The 18,610-nt window shown below is 63.7% G+C and carries 21 protein-coding genes; 17 read left to right on the top strand and 4 right to left on the bottom strand.

Features of this window, described 5'->3' with window-relative positions; genetic code table 11:
• Positions 1 to 110: 110 nt before the first annotated feature.
• The 12 genes from ccmA to ACZ0AV_RS03950 all read left to right on the top strand — a co-directional run bounded on the left by ccmA (position 111) and on the right by ACZ0AV_RS03950 (position 10,242).
• Positions 111 to 746, top strand: coding sequence for a cytochrome c biogenesis heme-transporting ATPase CcmA (gene ccmA / locus ACZ0AV_RS04005; protein WP_499149835.1), 636 nt, complete (start codon positions 111 to 113; stop codon positions 744 to 746).
• A complete protein-coding gene (ccmB, locus tag ACZ0AV_RS04000; RefSeq protein WP_499149834.1) occupies positions 743 to 1,414 on the top strand; it encodes a heme exporter protein CcmB in 672 nt (223 codons plus the stop codon). Before ccmA ends, ccmB begins: the two co-directional genes overlap by 4 nt.
• 60 nt (positions 1,415 to 1,474) lie before the next feature.
• Positions 1,475 to 2,233, top strand: coding sequence for a heme ABC transporter permease (locus ACZ0AV_RS03995; protein WP_499153286.1), 759 nt, complete (start codon positions 1,475 to 1,477; stop codon positions 2,231 to 2,233).
• Positions 2,230 to 2,406: a heme exporter protein CcmD gene (gene ccmD, locus ACZ0AV_RS03990; protein ID WP_499149833.1), complete on the top strand. Its 177-nt coding sequence runs from the start codon at positions 2,230 to 2,232 to the stop codon at positions 2,404 to 2,406. The genes ACZ0AV_RS03995 and ccmD overlap by 4 nt, the downstream gene beginning before the upstream one ends.
• Positions 2,403 to 2,867, top strand: a complete 465-nt coding sequence (gene ccmE / locus ACZ0AV_RS03985; RefSeq protein ID WP_499149832.1) for a cytochrome c maturation protein CcmE — start codon at positions 2,403 to 2,405, stop codon at positions 2,865 to 2,867. Before ccmD ends, ccmE begins: the two co-directional genes overlap by 4 nt.
• Complete coding sequence (locus ACZ0AV_RS03980) at positions 2,864 to 4,837, top strand: heme lyase CcmF/NrfE family subunit (RefSeq protein ID WP_499149831.1); 1,974 nt, start codon at positions 2,864 to 2,866, stop codon at positions 4,835 to 4,837. The genes ccmE and ACZ0AV_RS03980 overlap by 4 nt, the downstream gene beginning before the upstream one ends.
• Complete coding sequence (locus ACZ0AV_RS03975) at positions 4,834 to 5,370, top strand: DsbE family thiol:disulfide interchange protein (protein ID WP_499149830.1); 537 nt, start codon at positions 4,834 to 4,836, stop codon at positions 5,368 to 5,370. Before ACZ0AV_RS03980 ends, ACZ0AV_RS03975 begins: the two co-directional genes overlap by 4 nt.
• Positions 5,367 to 5,852, top strand: coding sequence for a cytochrome c-type biogenesis protein (locus tag ACZ0AV_RS03970; RefSeq protein WP_499149829.1), 486 nt, complete (start codon positions 5,367 to 5,369; stop codon positions 5,850 to 5,852). The genes ACZ0AV_RS03975 and ACZ0AV_RS03970 overlap by 4 nt, the downstream gene beginning before the upstream one ends.
• Positions 5,849 to 7,057: a c-type cytochrome biogenesis protein CcmI gene (gene ccmI / locus ACZ0AV_RS03965; RefSeq protein WP_499149828.1), complete on the top strand. Its 1,209-nt coding sequence runs from the start codon at positions 5,849 to 5,851 to the stop codon at positions 7,055 to 7,057. The genes ACZ0AV_RS03970 and ccmI overlap by 4 nt, the downstream gene beginning before the upstream one ends.
• Complete coding sequence (locus ACZ0AV_RS03960; RefSeq protein WP_499149827.1) at positions 7,054 to 7,398, top strand: hypothetical protein; 345 nt, start codon at positions 7,054 to 7,056, stop codon at positions 7,396 to 7,398. The genes ccmI and ACZ0AV_RS03960 overlap by 4 nt, the downstream gene beginning before the upstream one ends.
• Positions 7,399 to 8,405: 1,007 nt before the next feature.
• Positions 8,406 to 9,245 (top strand): IclR family transcriptional regulator domain-containing protein, encoded by an 840-nt coding sequence (locus tag ACZ0AV_RS03955; protein WP_499149826.1) that lies wholly within the window; start codon positions 8,406 to 8,408, stop codon positions 9,243 to 9,245.
• Between the two features lie 178 nt (positions 9,246 to 9,423).
• Entirely contained in the window at positions 9,424 to 10,242 is an 819-nt protein-coding gene (locus ACZ0AV_RS03950; RefSeq protein ID WP_499149825.1) for an SDR family oxidoreductase, read from the top strand.
• A 254-nt stretch (positions 10,243 to 10,496) separates the two neighbouring features.
• Here the strand turns inward: ACZ0AV_RS03950 and ACZ0AV_RS03945 are convergent, their stop codons facing one another.
• A complete protein-coding gene (locus tag ACZ0AV_RS03945; RefSeq protein ID WP_499149824.1) occupies positions 10,497 to 11,051 on the bottom strand; it encodes a hypothetical protein in 555 nt (184 codons plus the stop codon).
• Between the two features lie 184 nt (positions 11,052 to 11,235).
• The gene (locus tag ACZ0AV_RS03940; protein ID WP_499149823.1) at positions 11,236 to 11,514 is read right to left on the bottom strand and encodes a hypothetical protein; all 279 of its coding nucleotides are present in this window, start codon (positions 11,512 to 11,514) and stop codon (positions 11,236 to 11,238) included.
• A gap of 351 nt (positions 11,515 to 11,865) precedes the next feature.
• On the opposite strand from ACZ0AV_RS03940, the gene ACZ0AV_RS03935 reads away from it, so the two are divergent.
• Positions 11,866 to 12,213 carry a ribonuclease E inhibitor RraB gene (locus tag ACZ0AV_RS03935; RefSeq protein WP_499149822.1) on the top strand — a complete coding sequence of 116 codons (348 nt, stop codon included), beginning with the start codon at positions 11,866 to 11,868 and terminating at the stop codon, positions 12,211 to 12,213.
• 54 nt (positions 12,214 to 12,267) lie between these two features.
• On the opposite strand, the gene ACZ0AV_RS03930 is transcribed toward ACZ0AV_RS03935, so the two are convergent.
• The gene (locus ACZ0AV_RS03930; RefSeq protein WP_499149821.1) at positions 12,268 to 12,585 is read right to left on the bottom strand and encodes a protealysin inhibitor emfourin; all 318 of its coding nucleotides are present in this window, start codon (positions 12,583 to 12,585) and stop codon (positions 12,268 to 12,270) included.
• On the bottom strand, positions 12,582 to 13,625 hold the full coding sequence (locus ACZ0AV_RS03925) for a M4 family metallopeptidase (RefSeq protein ID WP_499149820.1): 1,044 nt from the start codon (positions 13,623 to 13,625) through the stop codon (positions 12,582 to 12,584). The genes ACZ0AV_RS03930 and ACZ0AV_RS03925 overlap by 4 nt, the downstream gene beginning before the upstream one ends.
• Before the next feature lie 375 nt (positions 13,626 to 14,000).
• Between ACZ0AV_RS03925 and ACZ0AV_RS03920 the strand changes: the two genes are divergently transcribed.
• From ACZ0AV_RS03920 to ACZ0AV_RS03905, 4 genes are all read left to right on the top strand, one after another.
• Entirely contained in the window at positions 14,001 to 15,410 is a 1,410-nt protein-coding gene (locus ACZ0AV_RS03920) for a circularly permuted type 2 ATP-grasp protein (protein WP_499149819.1), read from the top strand.
• Positions 15,411 to 15,412: 2 nt separating this feature from the next.
• Entirely contained in the window at positions 15,413 to 16,363 is a 951-nt protein-coding gene (locus ACZ0AV_RS03915) for an alpha-E domain-containing protein (protein WP_499149818.1), read from the top strand.
• Positions 16,360 to 17,157 (top strand): transglutaminase family protein, encoded by a 798-nt coding sequence (locus ACZ0AV_RS03910; protein ID WP_499149817.1) that lies wholly within the window; start codon positions 16,360 to 16,362, stop codon positions 17,155 to 17,157. The genes ACZ0AV_RS03915 and ACZ0AV_RS03910 overlap by 4 nt, the downstream gene beginning before the upstream one ends.
• Before the next feature lie 148 nt (positions 17,158 to 17,305).
• The gene (locus ACZ0AV_RS03905; RefSeq protein WP_499149816.1) at positions 17,306 to 18,193 is read left to right on the top strand and encodes an AEC family transporter; all 888 of its coding nucleotides are present in this window, start codon (positions 17,306 to 17,308) and stop codon (positions 18,191 to 18,193) included.
• Positions 18,194 to 18,610: the final 417 nt, after the last annotated feature.

The following is an 18,610-nucleotide window of genomic DNA, read 5'->3' as shown; positions in this document are numbered from 1 at the left end:
CAATGCGTACTGCGGGTGGCCCTGTCGGGGATGTATAATTCCCGCCACTCCGAACGTCCGCACCATTATAGCGGCCATAACCCTACCGACTTGAACCAGGTGTCCGCGCTGTGAGCAGCCCTTTTCTCGAAGCCATGGCCCTTTCCTGTGAACGGGATTGGCGCCTGCTGTTCGAGAACCTCGATATCCAGCTGCATGGCGGGCAGATGCTGCAGGTATCGGGCCCCAACGGCAGCGGCAAGACCAGCCTGCTGCGTGTGCTCGCCGGATTGCGGCAACCCACCTGCGGCGAGGTTCGCGTCAACGGTCAGCCATTGGCCAGTCGCAGCGGCGAGCTCGCCAGCGATCTGCTGTGGATCGGCCACGCCGCGGGCATAAAGGGGCTGCTGAGCGCCGAGGAAAACCTCGCCTGGCTGTGTGCGCTGCATCGCCCGGCCAGCCGTGAGCAAATCTGGCAGGCTCTGGAGGCGGTCGGTCTGCGCGGCTTCGAAGACGTGCCTTGTCACACCCTGTCGGCCGGCCAGCAGCGCCGCGTAGCGCTGGCGCGGTTGTACCTCGCCAGCCCGCCGCTGTGGGTTCTCGACGAGCCGTTTACCGCACTGGACAAGCAGGCCGTGAAGCAGCTCGAAGAACACCTTGCCGCGCACTGCGAGCAGGGCGGCCTGGTGGTTCTGACCACCCACCATACCCTGGGTAACCTGCCGGCAAGTTACCGCGATCTTGATCTGGGGCAGCATGCCGCATGAATGGCGTATTTATGCTGCTGGTCGTGCGCGAGGCGCGTCTGTTGTGTCGGCGCCCCGCAGAGCTGGCCAACCCACTGGTGTTTTTCGCTATCGTCATCGCCCTGTTTCCGTTGGCTGTCGGCCCGCAAACGCAACTGCTGCAAAGCCTTTCGCCCGGGTTGTTGTGGGTAGCGGCCTTGCTGGCGGTGCTGCTTTCGCTCGACGGCCTGTTTCGCAGTGACTTTGAAGACGGCTCTCTCGAACAATGGGTGCTGTCTTCGCACCCATTGCCGCTGCTGGTGCTGGCCAAGGTCAGTGCGCACTGGCTGTTTTCCGGCCTGGCCCTGGTGCTGCTGTCACCCCTGCTGGCGCTGATGCTCGGGCTGCCGGAGCGCTGCCTGCCGGTGCTGCTCGCCTCGCTGCTACTCGGTACACCGGTCCTCAGCCTGCTTGGGGCGGTCGGCGCCGCGTTGACCGTAGGGCTCAAGCGTGGTGGGCTGCTGCTGGCGCTGCTGATTCTGCCCCTGTATATCCCAGTGCTGATTCTCGGCAGCGGAGCCCTGCAGGCGAGCCTGCAGGGGCTGCCGGTGGCCGGTCATCTGTTATGGCTGGCCAGCCTTTGCGCACTCACGCTTACCTTGACACCGTTCGCCATTGCCGCCGGCCTGAGCATCAGTGTCGGCGAATGATTCAACCGTGCTACCGGGGATGGCCGCCGCAGGCCCCTACCTCGGAGAATGATGAGTGACCTGATGAACTGGACATGGTTTCACAAGCTGGGCTCGCCCAAATGGTTCTATGACATCAGCGGCCGCTGGCTGCCCGCGCTGGCCATTGCCGCTGCCGTGCTGCTGATCACAGGTACGGTCTGGGGCCTGGCGTTCGCGCCGCCAGACTACCAGCAGGGCAACAGCTTCCGGATCATCTATATCCACGTGCCGGCTGCGTTCCTGGCGCAGTCGATCTACGTGATGCTGGCGGTGGCGGGGCTGGTTGGCCTGGTGTGGAAGATGAAACTGGCCGATGTCGCCCTGCAGCAGGCCGCGCCCGTCGGTGCATGGATGACCGCCATCGCGCTGATCACCGGCGCGGTATGGGGCAAGCCGACCTGGGGCACCTACTGGATCTGGGATGCCCGCCTGACTTCGATGCTGATCCTGCTGTTCCTGTATTTCGGCGTCATTGCCCTTGGCCAGGCGATCAGCAACCGAGACAGCGCCGCCAAGGCCTGCGCGGTGCTGGCAGTGGTCGGCGTGGTCAACATCCCGATCATCAAGTATTCGGTGGAGTGGTGGAACACCCTGCACCAGCCGGCGACTTTCAGCGTTATCGAAAAACCGGCGATGCCGGTGCAGATGTGGTTGCCGCTACTGATCATGGTGCTGGGCTTCTACTGCTTCTTCGCTGCCGTGCTGCTGATGCGCATGCGCCTCGAGGTGCTGCGCCGCGAAGCACGCAGCAGCTGGGTGAGGGCCGAGATTCGTGCGCTGGTGGAGGGCAAACGATGAGTTTCGCGTCATTTGCCGACTTTCTCGCCATGGGTAACCACGGCGCCTACGTCTGGTCGGCCTACGGTATCTGTTTCGCGGTGCTGGTGCTCAACGTGGTGTTGCCGCTGCGGGCGAGGGGCCGGCACCTGCAGGATGAGGCGCGTCGTATGCGCCGGGAGGAATCACGTTGAATGCTGTTCGCAAGAAGCGCCTGTTCATCGTCCTGGCGATCGTCGCCGGGGTCGGTATTGCCGTGGCGCTGGCCCTGAGTGCGCTGCAGCAGAACATCAACCTGTTCTACACCCCTACGCAGATCGCCAACGGTGAAGTGCCACTGGATACCCGCATTCGTGCCGGCGGCCTGGTGGAGAAGGGTTCAGTGAAGCGTTCCGGCGACTCTCTGCAGACCGACTTCGTGGTCACAGATGGCGTGGCGCGGGTGACGATTCGCTTCCACGGCATCCTGCCGGATCTGTTTCGCGAGGGGCAGGGGATCGTTGCCCTGGGCAAGGTGGAGGACACCGGCATCCTGCTCGCCGACGAGGTGCTCGCCAAGCACGATGAAAACTACATGCCGCCCGAGGTCAAGCAGGCGCTGGAGCAGAGTGGCATGAACAAACACTACGAGAAGACCGGGGAGACCGCTCGATGATTCCCGAACTCGGCCACCTGGCGATGATCCTGGCGCTGTGCCTGGCGGTTGTGCAGGCGACGCTGCCACTGATCGGCGCCTGGCGTGGCGACCGGCAGTGGATGGGCCTGGCGCAGCCAGCCGCCTGGGGGCAGTTCGCCTTTCTGGCGTTCGCATTCGCCTGCCTGACGTATGCCTTCATGGTCGACGATTTCTCGGTGGCCTACGTGGCGCAGAACTCCAACACGGCGCTGCCCTGGTATTACAAGTTCAGTGCGGTCTGGGGCGCGCACGAGGGCTCGCTGTTGCTTTGGGCACTGATTCTCGGCGGCTGGACCTTCGCCGTGGCGATCTTTTCCCGCCAGTTGCCCGAAGAGATGCTGGCCCGCGTGCTGGGGGTAATGGGCATCATCAGCATCGGCTTCCTGCTGTTTCTGATCCTCACCTCCAACCCGTTCAGCCGCCTGCTGCCGAACGTGCCAGCCGATGGCCGGGACCTCAACCCGCTGCTGCAGGATTTCGGCTTGATCGTTCATCCGCCGATGCTCTACATGGGTTACGTGGGGTTCTCGGTGGCCTTCGCGTTCGCCATTGCCGCGCTGCTCGGCGGCAAACTGGATGCTGCCTGGGCGCGCTGGTCACGGCCCTGGACCATCGTGGCCTGGGCATTTCTCGGCATCGGCATCGCCCTGGGCTCGTGGTGGGCGTATTACGAGCTGGGCTGGGGCGGCTGGTGGTTCTGGGACCCGGTGGAGAACGCCTCGTTCATGCCGTGGCTGGTCGGCACGGCGCTGATCCACTCGCTGGCGGTGACCGAGAAGCGCGGCGTGTTCAAGAGCTGGACGGTGCTGCTCGCGATCGCGGCGTTTTCGCTGAGCCTGCTGGGCACCTTCCTGGTGCGTTCCGGCGTGCTGACTTCAGTGCACGCCTTTGCCAGCGACCCTGAGCGGGGCGTGTTCATTCTTGCCTTCCTGTTGCTGGTGGTCGGTGGCTCGCTGACCCTGTTCGCCCTGCGCGCGCCGGTGGTGCGCAGCCAGGTCGGCTTCGGCCTGTGGTCGCGGGAAACCCTGCTGCTGGCCAACAACCTGATTCTGGTGGTCGCCGCCGCGACGATCCTGCTCGGTACCCTCTATCCCCTGGTGCTCGATGCCCTGAGCGGCGCCAAGCTGTCGGTGGGCCCGCCTTACTTCAATGCGCTGTTCGTGCCGCTGATCGGATTGCTGATGGCGGTGCTGGCCGTCGGGGTTCTGGTGCGCTGGAAGGACACGCCGCTGCGCTGGCTGCTCGGCATGCTCGCGCCGGTATTGATCGCCAGTGTGTTACTGGCGCTGTTGGCCAGTTGGGCGTGGGGTGATTTCCATTGGGCGGTGCTCGGCGTTTGCCTGCTCGCTGCCTGGGTCGTGCTGGCCGGCCTGCGCGACGTCCAGGACAAGACCCGCCACAAAGGTCTGTTCAAGGGCATGGCCAGTCTTGGCCGCAGCTACTGGGGCATGCAACTGGCGCATCTGGGCCTGGCGATCTGCGCGCTGGGCGTGATCCTCACCAGCCTCGGCAGTTTCGAACGCGACATGCGCATGGCGCCGGGCGATGCCGTCGAGCTGGGCGGTTACCGGTTCGTGTTCGAAGGTGCGGTGCATCACGAGGGCCCCAACTTCATCTCTGATCGTGGCACGGTGCGGGTCTTCGAAGGCGAGCGGCAGATTGCCCTGCTGCACCCGGAAAAACGGCTGTACACCGTGCAGCAGTCGGTGATGACCGAGGCGGGCATCGACGCCGGCGTGACGCGTGACCTGTTCGTCGCGCTTGGCGAGCCGCTGGAGCAGGGGGCCTGGGCCGTGCGCGTGCACATCAAGCCTTTCGTGCGCTGGATCTGGCTCGGCGCGCTGATGATGGGCTTCGGCGGTTTTCTCGCCGCCGCCGACAAACGCTATCGAATGAAGGTCAGGACCCGCGTGCGTGACGCGTTGAGCTTGCAGGAGGCACGTGCATGAGACGGCTTATTCTGCTGCTACCGCTGCTGATGTTTCTCGCCGTGGCGGTGTTTCTCTACCGCGGTTTGTTCCTCGACCCGTCCGAACTGCCGTCGGCCCTGATCGACAAGCCATTTCCCGCCTTCTCGTTGCAGGCGGTGCAGGGCGATCGCTCAGTCACCCGGCAGGACCTGCTCGGCAAACCTTCGCTGGTCAACGTCTGGGCCACCTGGTGCGTGGCCTGCAAGGTCGAGCATCCGGTGCTCAACAAGCTGGCCGCCATGGGCGTGAACATCCATGGCGTCAACTACAAGGACGACAACGACGCTGCGCAGAAATGGTTGCGCGAGTTCCACGATCCCTATCAGCTCAACATCAGCGACCCCAAGGGCACGCTGGGTCTGGACCTTGGCGTGTACGGCGCACCGGAGACATTCTTCGTCGATGCCAAAGGCATCATCCGCCACAAGTTTGTCGGCGTGATCGACGAGGCGATCTGGCGCGAGAAGCTCGCCCCGCTGTACCAGCAACTGGTCGACGAGGCCGGGCAATGAAGCGGCTGTTGACCGGTATGGCGCTGCTGCTGGCGCTGGGCGGCGCCGCCCAGGCGGCCATCGATACCTATGAGTTCGCCAGCGAGGCCGAACGCGCGCGCTATCGCCAGCTCACTGAAGAGCTGCGCTGCCCGAAATGCCAGAACCAGAATATCGCCGACTCCGACGCGCCGATTGCCATGGACTTGCGTGCCGAAATCTATCGCATGCTCGAAGCCGGCGACAGCAATGCGCAGATCATCGATTACCTGGTCGCCCGTTATGGCGATTTCGTGCTCTACAAGCCGCCAGTGACCGGCCGCACGGTGTTGCTCTGGTATGGGCCAGCGGTGCTTCTGGCTGCGGGTTTCGTGCTGCTTGGGGTGATCGTGGTGCGCCGCCGCAAGACGGCTGCGAAGGTTTCCCCGGGTCTGTCGAACGATGAACAGCAACGACTGGCGCAACTGCTCAGGCAGGCGCCTCTGGATAAGAAAGAGCCATGATCGAATTCTGGTTGTGCGCCGGCCTGCTGTGTCTGGTCGCCGTGAGTTTTCTGCTGGTTCCCCTGCTGCGCGGCCGCAAGTTGCAGGCCGAGGAAGACCGTACCGCGCTGAACGTCACGCTCTATCAGGAGCGCCTGCGCGAGCTGGAACAACAGCACCAGGCCGGCACGCTGGATGCCGCTCAGCTGCAGGCCGCGGGTGACGAGGCCGCGCGCGAATTACTCGCCGATACCGAGGGCAGTGGGCCAAAGGCTGGGCGTCGCCTGGGGCGCAGCGTGCCGCTGATCGTAGCGGTGCTGATGCCGCTGCTTGGCGTCCTGCTCTACGCGCAATTGGGCGCGATCGGCGAGGTCGAGCGGGCACGGACGTTCACCGGCGAGCCGCGCAGCATCGAGGAAATGACCGCGCGCCTGGAACAGGCCGTGCAGGGCAACCCGGAATCTCCCGAAGGCTGGTATTTTCTTGGCCGCAGTTACATGGCGCAGGAACGCCCGGCCGAGGCCGCGCGCGCTTTCGAGCAGGCGGTGAAGGTCGCGGGGCGTGAGCCCGAGTTGCTTGGGCAGTGGGCCCAGGCGCTGTACTTCGCTGGCAACAAGCAATGGACCGCGCAGCTCGACGCGCTGACCGCGGAAGCGCTGCAGGCCGATCCCGAAGAAGTGACCAGCCTGGGCTTGCTGGGCATTGCGGCCTATGAGCAACAGCGCTTCCAGGATGCCATCGGCTACTGGGAACGGCTCGTCGCGGTATTGCCCGAAGGCGATCCCTCGCGGCAGGCGATTGCCGGCGGCATCGCTCGGGCCCGCCAGGAGATCGACCCCCAGGCCGGCGGCGGCGCTGCGGCGCAAACGCCGGCAATCGGCAGCTTGCAAGTGCGTGTCGAGCTGGCGGAGGAGTTGCGTGACAAGGTGCAGCCCGGTGACACGGTGTTCGTCTTCGCCAGGGCCGCCTCGGGGCCGCCCATGCCCCTGGCGGTCAAGCGCCTCACCGTTGCCGATCTGCCGGCGCAGGTCAGCCTGTCGGACAGCGATGCGATGATGCCGGAACTGAAACTTTCCGCGTTCGACCAGGTTCAACTGGTAGCGCGTATTTCGCGCGCCGGCGATGCCAAAAGCGGCGAGTGGATGGGCCAGGGACAACCCTTGGCCAGCACCACCCAGACCGTGCAACGCCTGATCATCGATAGCGCTGATGGCAAACAACCATGAATAAACTGATGTCGGCTGCCCTGGCAGCCACCCTGTTGAGCCTTGCCGGCTGTACCCTGCACGCCCCGGCGCCGGGTGTCGACGGCTCCCCGGCTCCAGCCGGGAAAGCTCCGGTCAGCAAGTCCCACCCGCGCTTCGCGCCGCCGCCCGGCGTTTCCAGCCACTGGGATGGCGGATTGGGTGTGTATGTCGTCGATTCCGAACGGGATACCTACTACCGCGAGCGCACGTTCTACCGCTGGAGTGATGGCTGGAGCTGGGCGGGCACCCTGCAGGGCCCGTGGGAGTCAGTGGACAGCAGCGGCGTACCTCCTGCGCTTTATCGGCGGCACGCCCAATAGCCGGTCCCAGCGCCAACGCTGTTGCTTACGCAAGCGTGTCCCCTTTGTAGGAGCATCGGCCTCGGCGCGAAAACGGTTGCAGCCATCTCGCACACTTCAGCGTTGCCCAGGCCATTCGCCGCGGGGTCGCGGCTCCTACGCGAACGTGCCCGTCCCTAGGCGCGTCGGCCTCGGCGCGAAAACGGTTGCAGCCATCTCGCACGCTGCAGCGTTGCCCAGGCCATTCGCCGCGGGGTCGCGGCTCCTACGCGGACGTGCCCGTCCGTAGACGCGTCGCCTCGGCGCAAAAACGGTTGCAGCCATCTCGCACGCTGCAGCGTTGCTCAGGCCATTCGCCGCGGGGTCGCGGCTCCTACGCGAACGTGCCCGCCCGTAGGCGCATCGCCCCGGCACGAAAACGGTTGCAGCCACCTCGCACACTTCAGCGTTGCTCAGGCCATTCGCCGCGGGGTCGCGGCTCCTACGCGAACGTGCCCGTCCGTAGACCCGTCGCCTCGGCGCAAAAACGGTTGCAGCCATCTCGCACGCTGCAGCGTTGCTCAGGCCATTCGCCGCGGGGTCGCGGCTCCTACGCGAACGTGCCCGTCCGTAGACGCGTCGCCTCGGCGCAAAAACGGTTGCAGCCATCTCGCACGCTGCAGCGTTGCTCAGGCCATTCGCCGCGGGGTCGCGGCTCCTACGCGAACGTGCCCGCCCGTAGACCCGTCGCCCCAGCACGAAAACGGTTGCAGCCATCTCGCACACTTCAGCGTTGCTCAGGCCATTCGCCGCAGGGTCGCGGCTCCTACGCGAACGTGCCCGTCCCTAGGCGCATCGGCCTCGGCGCGAAAACGGTTGCAGCCATCTCGCACACTTCAGCGTTGCCCAGGCCATTCGCTGCGGGGTCGCGGGTTCTAGACGAACGCGGCCGTCTCTCGGGGCTTAGCTGCTGTCAAGATGGCAGCGACTTGCGATTACCGAACCGTGGTTCGATAATCGCGCAAACCGCCAGGATGAGTGCCTGCTCCATGACCGAATCCCGTTCCATGCCGACCCCCATGGCGCCGCCGATCATTGCCTCACCGGCCAAACGCATCGAGGCCTTTACGGGGGACCCGAACTTCATGACCTCGCTGGCGCGCGGGCTGGCGGTCATCCATGCCTTTCAGGAGCGCAAGCGTCACCTGACCATCGCCCAGATCAGCCACCGCACGGAGATTCCGCGAGCCGCCGTGCGCCGCTGCCTGCACACGCTGATGAAGCTGGGCTACGTGACCACCGACGGGCGCGTCTACTCGCTGTTGCCCAAGGTGCTGACGCTCGGGCACGCCTACCTGTCATCGACGCCGATGGCGGTAACTGCCCAGCCGATCCTCGATCGGCTCAGCGAGCAACTCCACGAAGCCTGCTCGATGGCGGCCCTGGAGGGGGACGAGATCCTCTACATCGCCCGTTCGGCAACGCCGCAGCGGCTCATTTCGGTCGACCTGAGCGTCGGCAGCCGGTTGCCGGCTTACTGCACGTCGATGGGCCGCATCCTGTTGGCCGCCCTCGATGATGCCGCCCTCGATGACTACCTGAGCCATGCCGATTTGCAGGTGAAAACCAGCCGCACCCTGCACACCCCAGAAGACCTGCGCGCCAACATCGAGGAAATTCGCCGCCAGGGCTGGGTGATCATCGATCAGGAGCTGGAGGTGAGCCTGCGTTCCATCGCCGTGCCACTCAAGGACTCTGCCGGCCAGGTGTTGGCGGCGCTCAATGTCGGCACTCATGTCGGCCGGGTTTCGCGCCAGGAGCTGGAAAATCGCTTCCTGCCGATTCTTCTGGAGGCCAGCCAGGAGCTGAGCACGCGGCTGTTCCAGTAGGCTCGTGCCGTGGCGGTCCGCCTGCACCGAGCGAGGCGGTAGCCGGGTAATGATCGCCAGACCATCCGCCATACCCATCGCGCGGTTTGCCCATTCAACAGGCTGATAATGGCTGGGAGCCGCCAGCGCCTTCGCTACACTCGGCCTGTCTTTCATTGGCCAGCAGGGCAGGTTGCGTATGCACAATCGCATGATGATCACGGGTGCCGGATCCGGTTTGGGGCGTGAGATCGCGCTGCGCTGGGCTCGCGAGGGCTGGCGCCTGGCCCTGTCCGATGTCAATGACGCTGGCCTGGCGGAAACCCTGCGCCTGGTGCGCGAAGCCGGCGGCGACGGCTTCACCCTGCGCTGCGATGTGCGTGACTACAGCCAGTTGACGGCCTTTGCCCAGGCCTGTGAAGAAAAGCTGGATGGCATCGACATCATCGTCAACAACGCGGGCGTCGCCTCGGGCGGTTTCTTCGCGGAACTCTCGCTCGAGGACTGGGACTGGCAGTTGGCGATCAACCTGATGGGTGTGGTCAAGGGGTGCAAGGCCTTCCTGCCGCTGCTCGAGCGCAGCCAGGGACGCATCGTCAACATCGCCTCGATGGCGGCGCTGATGCAGGGGCCGGGAATGAGCAACTACAACGTGGCCAAGGCCGGGGTAGTGGCATTGTCGGAGAGCCTGCTGGTCGAACTCAAGCCGATGAACGTTGGCGTGCACGTGGTGTGCCCGTCGTTCTTCCAGACCAACCTGCTCGATTCCTTCCGTGGCCCCACACCGGCCATGAAAGCGCAGGTCGGCAAGCTGCTGGAGAGCTCGCCCATCAATGCCGAGTTCATCGCCGATTACATCTTCCAGGGGATTGCTGACGGCCAATTCATGATTCTGCCCCACGAACAGGGCCGTCAGGCCTGGGCCCTGAAGCAGAAAAACCCGCAATTGCTGTACGACGAAATGGCCACCATGTGCGAGAAGATGCGCGCCAAGGCCGCAGGCCACCGCGACGCTTGAGCCAATCTTGCTGAAGCGCTGCAACTGGCGAAAATGCAGCTCGATGCAAACCCGGCTTTGTCTACGTCATTCGCAGCGGGGCGCTGCGCCTGAGATGGGTAGTGCTTCTGAGGGCGTGGTGCTTGGCGTGACGGCGACGGCCATAACCAGTCGCAGCCTCCATGTTCCCCGTTGTTCCACGATGAGCGCCAGGCGGCCTTTCAAGTGCCGGCCAGGCCAGAACGGGCGAGACGGAGCCTCGCCCGGTGCTCATGTCAGTTGCAGCCTTCGACGTAGAAAACCGCAGGTGGCATGCCGATGCGCCAACGGGTCACGATGCCATCGGAGTCGGTTTCGAAAATCAGGCGTGCTTCGGTATCGACATAGGGTTTGACGATGAAATCTCGGCCACCCTTGACGTACTTGCTCGGCTGCTCTTCGAAGTGGCTCGGAAAGGTCGCGCGAATCTGCTGGGCACTGCTGCCGACTTGCAGGCCGCGCGGAGCCTTGCGCTCGCGGCTGTCGATGTCGTAGCGCACGAATGCGCCATTCTCCAACATGAAGGATGTGCCGAAGCCTTTGGCCGGCGCAGGGTCCTGGGACAGCTGGCGACAACTGTCGGAGGTGCCGCCGGCGTCCTGCAGCGAGCCTTTCCATGCCGCCCGCACGGCCGCCTCGTCGCTGCCGAAGCGCGCGCTGGCAAAGCCTGCGAAAGGGCTCAGGTCCGCGCTTTCCTGCAGCTTTGGCGGGCTGCTCTGGGCGGCGGAGGCGGTCTTGGCAGGGGTGTTGTCGGCGTCGCTGCAGGCGCTGAGCGCCAGAATGCTGGTCATCAATACTGTCGAAATGAGAAGCGTGCGTTTCGCCATGAAATCCAAACCTTCGTCTTGAATGAGAACGGTCGCATCAGACTGCGACCGGGTCTGCTGGGCATGAGACCGGCTGGAGTGGGGCGCTCTCGCGCCTTAGCGTAGGAGTGGAATGGCCCGCTGCGGATGCGGGCCATTCTTTACGGTCTCATGCTGCGTGGTGTTTGGCCGCATGATCGGCAAAAAGATCCCGGTTTTTATCGAGATGCTGATCGACCAGCCACCTGCCATGTGCGAGGGAGGCGTGCCGGGCCTTTTCAAGGTCATCGAGGAACGCGCCATTGACCGGCAGCGCCATGCGGCGGGTGGTTCGACCATCCGGTGCGGTGATGCGACAACCGCCGGCCCATGGCGTTGGAATGCCGGGGTGTTCCATGACCTGCGCACTGATGAGGAAGTCGCGATGTGTGCACTGTAATGTGTTCATGAGAGGTACCTCGTGAGTGTTGCCCCGCGAAGGCTGCACGATGATCCCTGGTGCGAGTACGCCTCCGAGTGGGCGTGGCTTCCAGTCTGGTATAGCACAGCGCACCCCATGCCTGGCGTCAGCCGACGAACTGTGAGCAGATAGGTGACCCGGCGCGCGCGAAGGTCTATTCTCCAGGTGCGTGTCGCAGTGACAGTGCCACGTTCTCGCCGGCCAGCAAGGCCGGTGCTGCAGTTGCTCGAATCACGGGCCTAGGCCCGAGCGCCATCACGGTGCGCCGTGTATGGCATGTTGAATCGGATCGCCGGCCGCGCCGGTGCATCAATCCTTCGCCTGATGGAGATCAACGTTATGAGCACGATTCTGCACGAAGATGTCAGTGGTGGCGTTCTGCGCCGGATGAAGGAAGGCGGCTTCGATTTCGCCAGTGTCCATCCCATCGAGTTCTACGCGATTTTTCCAGACCAGGATCGGGCCCTGAAGGCCACGCGCAATTTTCGCGGCGAATCCCTGCATGCCCAGATTACCGAGCGCGATGAGGGTGGCTGGTACCTGCAGGTCAGCAAGGTGATGCACGTTACGCCGTTCGGCATCGATGACTTCGAACAGGACATGGAGTCCGTGGTGGTCCCGCTTGGCGGCAAACTGGATGGTTGGGGGGTAACCCAGGAGCTCAAACCGGCCAGTCGCATCGACTGACCGTTCGCCTCTCATCCTCACCGACCCCTGGCCGTCGTTTGGCTGCCAGGGTGCTCAGGCACCGTCTTTCCACAACCTCACCAGATCACCCGGCGCCTTGTCCTCGGGGATTTGCAGGACCATTTCGCCTGGCTGATCCTGGCGGGGCACCTGTAGCTCGATGCGGTAAAAGCGCTGGTCGTCCTTGCCGGCCTCGGCAGTCGACTCGGGCAGACAGCTCTGCAAGATGGAGCAGACCTGCCCGCGCTGGTCCGGGTCGCACTGGGCGAAGTCGATCTCCCGCGGTCGGCTCAGCGCGCCGATCGCCGCGAAGCCGCCCTGACGGGAAATCCGCACGATGGCGCTGCTGCCCAGCTCCGGAAGACTTTTCATGGCCGGGCCTCTACGCCGACGTCGCGCCATGCCTGCATAATTGCCCGGGCTTCCCGCGAACCCTGGCCGAAGCGCGCGGCCGCCTTGTCGGCACACAAATGGGCGAACTCGGCGAACGTCGCGTCATTGCTCAGGCGTCGGTCGCAGAGGGTGTCGTACCAGATGAGCCCGGCTCTTTCCCAGGCAAAGCCACCGAGGGCCACCGCAGCGAGATGGAAGGCGCGGTTGGGAATGCCCGAGTTGATGTGCACACCGCCGTTGTCTTCGCGAGTCTCGACGAATTCGTTCATGTGCGCGGGTTGCGGATCCTTGCCCAGCAGAGGGTCGTCGTACGCCGTGCCTGGTGCCGACATGGAGCGCAGGCTCTTGCCGTTGATGGCATCGGTGAGCAGCCCGGCGCCAATGAGCCAGTCCGATTGCTCGGCCGTCTGCCCGAGGGTGTATTGCTTGGTGAGAATGCCGAAGACATCGGACAGCGACTCGTTCAAAGCGCCAGCCTGGTTGACGTAGACCAGCGCCGCTTCGCTGTCGATCACGCCGTGGGTCAGCTCGTGGGCGACCACGTCCAGGGCAACGGTGAAGCGGTTGAAGATCTCCCCGTCACCGTCGCCAAAGACCATCTGCTCGCCGTTCCAGAAAGCATTCTCGTACGCCTGCCCGTAGTGCACGGTGCCGGTTAGCGGATAGCCTTTGCCATCGATGGAGTGCCGCCCGAAGGCCTGCCAGAAGAACGCGTAGGTCGCGCCCAGGGCATCGTAGGCTTCGTCCACGGCCTGATCGCCCGTGGCGGGTTGGCCTTCGCCTCGGCGCAACGTACCGGGCAACTGCATTTGTTGTTCAGCGTCGTGAATGCTGCGCTGCGGGCGACCGGGTTCGAGAGGGCGCGCACCGGATTGCAGCGTGCTCCGAAGATTCTCATCAGAGCCCTGGCGCAACGAGTTGACATGATTGAGCGTGCTGCGTGCACAGGCCCTTTGGCGATCGGAGCCGTGACCAATGATACGGTCGAGAATGTACGGTGGTACAAGGTAGGTGCTCATTGCGCATTCCTTGTGGTGAGGCGGATGGCAGGCCGTGTGGGCACGGTCCCTGAGGGTGGGATCGCAGCGTGGCGCCGATGTTTCCTCCTGTGACATTTTCTGGACGGAAGGCCGTGAGATAAAAGTGCAATGCTTGGCCGTCTCGCTTGTCTAGGTATTAGTGAGCGATGCAGATCGGCTGCGGCTGTGCCGATCCTGTGCTCGGCCAATGTGTGCGATGCAATGGGGCACTTCTGCCGCGCTTTGCACCTCGGTGTGCATCGATGTGGTGCGGTTCAGCTGTTGTACGTATTCATGTGGTTGTTTTTAAAGGAATAAATTCGGTGGCTCGGCGTTTGCAACGTTCGGCTTACACGGGTGGCAATGGAGTTCGGTATGGGCCGCACCTTTTATGACGAGATGCACCTGGCAGATGGCGCGTGCCGTCCGCATTACCAGGCCTTTGCCCGCTGGCTGGCCGAGACCCCGCAGGAATTGCTGGCACAGAGGCGGCGTGAAGCCGATCTGCTGTTCCATCGTGCGGGTATCACTTTCACGTTGTACGGTGATGACCAGGGCACCGAACGGCTGATTCCCTTCGATATCATTCCGCGCAGCATCCCTGCCAGCGAGTGGCGTATCGTCGAGCGTGGCTGCATCCAGCGGGTGCAGGCACTGAACATGTTTCTTGCCGACCTCTATCACGAGCAACGCATCATCAAGGCCGGGCTGATTCCTGCCGAAGAACTGCTTGCCAACGAGGGTTATCAGATGGCGATGCAGGGCCTGAACCTGCACCGTGGTCTGTATGCCCACATTGCCGGCGTCGACCTGGTGCGTGACGGTGATGGCACTTACTACGTGCTCGAGGACAACCTGCGCACACCGAGCGGTGTCAGCTACATGCTCGAAGACCGCAAGATGATGATGCGCCTGTTTCCCGAGCTGTTCGCCAACCAGCGCGTTGCGCCCATCGACCATTACCCCAACCTGCTTCTCGATACCCTGAAGAGCTCCAGCCCGCTGGACAACCCGACGGTGGTGGTGCTGACCCCAGGACGTTTCAACAGCGCCTATTTCGAGCACGCCTTTCTGGCACGGGAAATGGGTGTGGAGCTGGTGGAGGGTGCAGACCTGTTCGTGCGCGACGACAAGCTGTTCATGCGCACCACCTCCGGCGCCCGGCAGGTCGATGTGGTGTATCGCCGCCTCGACGATGCCTTCCTCGATCCCCTGGCGTTCAATCCCGACTCGATGCTCGGTGTGCCCGGCCTGTTGTCCACCTACCGCTCCGGCAACGTGGTGCTGGCCAATGCCATCGGTACCGGCGTGGCAGACGACAAGTCGATCTATCCCTATGTCGGCGAGATGATTCGTTTCTACCTCGACGAAGAGCCGATTCTCAAGAACGTACCCACCTGGCAATGCCGCAAGCCCAGCGAGCTGTCGCACGTGCTGGCCAACCTCAAGGACCTGGTGGTCAAGGAAACCCAGGGGTCCGGCGGCTACGGCATGCTGGTGGGCCCAGCCGCCAGCAATGCGGATATCGAGTCGTTTCGCCTGCGCCTGATCGCCCGCCCCGAAGCCTATATCGCGCAGCCGACCCTGTGCCTGTCGACCTGTCCGACCTTCGTCGAAAACGGCATCGCCCCACGCCATATCGACCTGCGCCCGTTCGTGCTGTCCGGCAAGGAGACGCGTATCGTTCCTGGCGGGCTGACGCGCGTGGCACTGCGTGAAGGGTCGCTGGTGGTCAATTCGTCGCAAGGCGGCGGTACCAAGGACACCTGGGTAGTGGAGGACTGAGCATGCTATCGAGAACTGCCTCCGATCTGTATTGGATGTCCCGCTACCTGGAACGCGCGGAAAACCTCGCGCGCATGCTGGACGTCAGCTATTCGCTGTCATTGATGCCACAGGATGGCCGCCGTGACGGGCTCGATGAGCTGGCGATGCCGCTGCTCATCACCGGCACCCTGGAGGAATACCAGGAGCGCCACGGCGCCCTGCACGCCGAACGCATGCTGCATTTCTTCGCGCTGGATGCGCAGAACCCGGCAAGCATCTACAGCTGCCTGGGCGCGGCGCGCAGCAACGCCCATGCGGTACGCGGTCGGATAACCGCGGACATGTGGGAAAACATCAACGCCACCTGGCTGGAGATCCGTGGTATCGCCGATCAGGGCCTGGGGCGTTACGGTATCAGCCGGTTTTGCGAATGGGTCAAGGAGCGCTCGCACCTGTTTCGCGGTGCGACTTTCGGCACCATCGTGCGCGGCGAGGCATATCGGTTCATTCGCCTGGGTACTTTCATCGAACGGGCAGACAACACCCTGCGACTGCTCGATTCACGCTATGAGCTGCTGGGCGAGGATATCGACGAGATCGACGGTCGCCCGGCTCACAGCTATTACCAGTGGAGCGCCTTGCTGCGCGCACTGTCCTCGTTCGAAGCGTTTGCCGAGATCTACCGCGGTTCGCCAGGCGCCCGCAAGGTCTCCGAACTGCTGCTGCTGCGCCCCGAGGTACCGCGCTCGTTGCGCGCCTGCATGGACGAGCTGTACCTGATGCTCGCCAATCTGCCCGGCAACAACGGCCGGCCGGCGCAGCGCCTGGCTGCCGAACTCGATGCACGTTTGCGTTACACCAGCATCGACGAGGTGCTGGAGGAGGGGCTGCACGCCTGGCTAACCGATTTCATCGGGCAGGTTCACGAGCTCGGTCGCGTCATTCACACGTCCTATCTGGAGGTCGCATGAGACTGTCCATCCGCCACAACACCACCTATCACTATGAAGATCAGGTGCGTGCCAGCATCCAGTACCTGCGCCTCACGCCTCACGATAGCGCACGGCAGCAGGTGCTCAGCTGGCAGCTGGACCTGCCGCGGCCGGTACGTGCACAGCGTGACCCCTACGGAAATATCCTGCACGTACTGACGCTCGATGAGCCCCACGAGTCGATCGTCATTGGCGCGCGCGGGCAGGTGGACATCGACGAGTCCAGTGATGCCGAACAGGAGAGCCAGTCACCGCTGCCTTTCCTGCGATTCACCCGGTTGACCGAAGCGGACGCGGCGTTGCGTGATTTCGCCAGCCTGCAGTGTGCCAGTCGCCGCAACCGCAACGGCCTCATCGACCTCATGCACGGGTTGAACCAACACATCAGCTACCTGCCCGGTATCACCGAGGTGGAGACCAGCGCAGCCGAAGCGTTCGCCGGGCGCCAGGGGGTCTGCCAGGATCACGCCCATGCCTTCATTGCCTGCGCCCGCAGCCTGGGCATCCCGGCGCGCTATGTGTCCGGCTACCTGTTCACCGACAGCTGCGACCACCTGGCCAGCCATGCGTGGGCCGAAGCCTGGCTGGATGGCGCCTGGTACAGTTTCGACGTGACCAACTGCCTGTCCCGACCCGAGCGCCACCTGAAGCTGGCGGTAGGGCTGGACTATCTGGATGCCTGCCCGGTGCGCGGCATGCGCCGCGGTGGTGGCAGTGAGCGGATGATGGCGCGGGTCGACGTCCAGCCAGTGATCCTCGCTCAGGCGCAATGATCGGGAGGGCGGGGCGAGGCGCTTGCCCCTGGCCGGGCGACGTTTGACACTCCCGCCTCGCTGCTGAGTGCCGCGGCACATCGTCGTACGACTTGCGATGCCGTGCCCACCCCTCCTAGGATTGCCCTTTGCCCCGAGGGGAATGGCCATGCTGGCCGAGTTGTTTGCTGTACTGGCGCCGGTGGTCATCGTCGCCGGCATTGGGTATGCCTGGGCCCGCAGTGGCCAGCACTATCCCACGGAATTCATCGCGCGCCTGGTGCTGTCCATCGGCACGCCCAGCCTGGTGCTGGCGACCCTTAGCAGAACCAGCCTGGATCCCGCTGCGTTTACCAGTATGGCGCTGGGCTGCGTGCTGGTGACCGCGAGCATGGGCCTGTTCGGCTTGCTGTTCAGCCGCTTGTTCCGCCAGCAATGGAAAGTGCTGGTGCCTGCTTTCCTGTTTCCCAACACCGGCAACATGGGCCTGCCCATCAGTCTCTATGCTTTTGGCGAGCACGGCCTGGCCCTGGCCGTGGCGTTTTTCCTGACGCTGTCGATCTTCCAGTTCACAGTGGGCATCGCGTTATCGGGCAATGCCGCGTCGCTTCGCGATCTGCTGCGTAATCCAATTCTGATAAGCCTGCTGCTGGCGCTGCCGATCATATTCTTCGATCTGCAGCTGCCTCGCTGGCTGGGCAACACCGTCAGCCTGCTGGGCGGTATGACCATTCCGTTGATGCTGCTGACACTCGGCGTATCCCTGGCCAGTATCCGCTTGCATCATCTTGGTTCGGGGCTGGTGCTGGGAGGGTTGCGCATTCTGCTCGGCGCAGCAGTCGGATGGGGCGTCGGTGCCGCTCTGGCGCTGGAGCCGCTGACCCATGCGGTATTGGTGGTGCAATCGGCGATGCCGGTTGCGGTATTCAATTACCTGTTTGCGGTACGCGCCAATCGTTCACCAGAGCAAGTGGCCAGCCTGGTGCTGTGCTCGACCGTATTGGCTATCGGGCTACTGCCATTGATTCTGGCCTGGTGGATGCCTCAGGTTAATTGAAGCCTGCTCAGCCGATCATCCGACTCAGGTTCGGGAGGATCAGCAGCACTGCCGTGGCAAAGAGAATCAACCCCGCCTGGCGGAATTTCGGTTTGTTGAACATGGCCGTTACCTTTTTGATTGTTGTCATTGGGCCGGTGAGTGCCGTATCCCCGTAATCGCCCCGGCAAGACCCGGCTGCGCATAGCTTCACTGTAGAGCGACTTTTTCTTTTTTTTAGATCGCTTGGTTTCTAATGAATGGTTAAAACCAGTTGCACGGTTATGGAACCCTTTGTAACTTCCGTGCACCCCCTGCGCCAGAGCGCGCCCCTTTCAGCCGATGCGGCTGCAACCTCCGGTACCGTCCGTCTGGATTGCAATGGCAGGCGGAATGCCCATAAAAAAACCGGCTATGAGCCGGTTTTCTGAATCACCA

The organism is Pseudomonas sp. AC532 (assembly GCF_979258965.1).
The sequence above is the reverse complement of the archived record's forward strand: the minus strand, read 5'-3'. Positions and strand labels throughout refer to the sequence as shown.

What these genes read in the sequence shown, in the direction of transcription:
- ACZ0AV_RS03905 (WP_499149816.1), top strand. Translation starts at nt 17,306, where the DNA reads ATGCTGGCCGAGTTGTTTGCTGTACTGGCGCCGGTGGTCATCGTCGCC.
- ccmB (WP_499149834.1), top strand. Translation starts at nt 743, where the DNA reads ATGAATGGCGTATTTATGCTGCTGGTCGTGCGCGAGGCGCGTCTGTTG.
- ACZ0AV_RS03955 (WP_499149826.1), top strand. Translation starts at nt 8,406, where the DNA reads ATGACCGAATCCCGTTCCATGCCGACCCCCATGGCGCCGCCGATCATT.
- ccmD (WP_499149833.1), top strand. Translation starts at nt 2,230, where the DNA reads ATGAGTTTCGCGTCATTTGCCGACTTTCTCGCCATGGGTAACCACGGC.
- ACZ0AV_RS03935 (WP_499149822.1), top strand. Translation starts at nt 11,866, where the DNA reads ATGAGCACGATTCTGCACGAAGATGTCAGTGGTGGCGTTCTGCGCCGG.
- ACZ0AV_RS03930 (WP_499149821.1), bottom strand. Translation starts at nt 12,585, where the DNA reads ATGAAAAGTCTTCCGGAGCTGGGCAGCAGCGCCATCGTGCGGATTTCC.
- ACZ0AV_RS03980 (WP_499149831.1), top strand. Translation starts at nt 2,864, where the DNA reads ATGATTCCCGAACTCGGCCACCTGGCGATGATCCTGGCGCTGTGCCTG.
- ACZ0AV_RS03940 (WP_499149823.1), bottom strand. Translation starts at nt 11,514, where the DNA reads ATGAACACATTACAGTGCACACATCGCGACTTCCTCATCAGTGCGCAG.
- ACZ0AV_RS03915 (WP_499149818.1), top strand. Translation starts at nt 15,413, where the DNA reads ATGCTATCGAGAACTGCCTCCGATCTGTATTGGATGTCCCGCTACCTG.
- ACZ0AV_RS03970 (WP_499149829.1), top strand. Translation starts at nt 5,367, where the DNA reads ATGAAGCGGCTGTTGACCGGTATGGCGCTGCTGCTGGCGCTGGGCGGC.
- ACZ0AV_RS03945 (WP_499149824.1), bottom strand. Translation starts at nt 11,051, where the DNA reads ATGACCAGCATTCTGGCGCTCAGCGCCTGCAGCGACGCCGACAACACC.
- ACZ0AV_RS03975 (WP_499149830.1), top strand. Translation starts at nt 4,834, where the DNA reads ATGAGACGGCTTATTCTGCTGCTACCGCTGCTGATGTTTCTCGCCGTG.
- ACZ0AV_RS03950 (WP_499149825.1), top strand. Translation starts at nt 9,424, where the DNA reads ATGCACAATCGCATGATGATCACGGGTGCCGGATCCGGTTTGGGGCGT.
- ACZ0AV_RS03920 (WP_499149819.1), top strand. Translation starts at nt 14,001, where the DNA reads ATGGGCCGCACCTTTTATGACGAGATGCACCTGGCAGATGGCGCGTGC.
- ACZ0AV_RS03910 (WP_499149817.1), top strand. Translation starts at nt 16,360, where the DNA reads ATGAGACTGTCCATCCGCCACAACACCACCTATCACTATGAAGATCAG.
- ccmI (WP_499149828.1), top strand. Translation starts at nt 5,849, where the DNA reads ATGATCGAATTCTGGTTGTGCGCCGGCCTGCTGTGTCTGGTCGCCGTG.
- ACZ0AV_RS03925 (WP_499149820.1), bottom strand. Translation starts at nt 13,625, where the DNA reads ATGAGCACCTACCTTGTACCACCGTACATTCTCGACCGTATCATTGGT.
- ACZ0AV_RS03960 (WP_499149827.1), top strand. Translation starts at nt 7,054, where the DNA reads ATGAATAAACTGATGTCGGCTGCCCTGGCAGCCACCCTGTTGAGCCTT.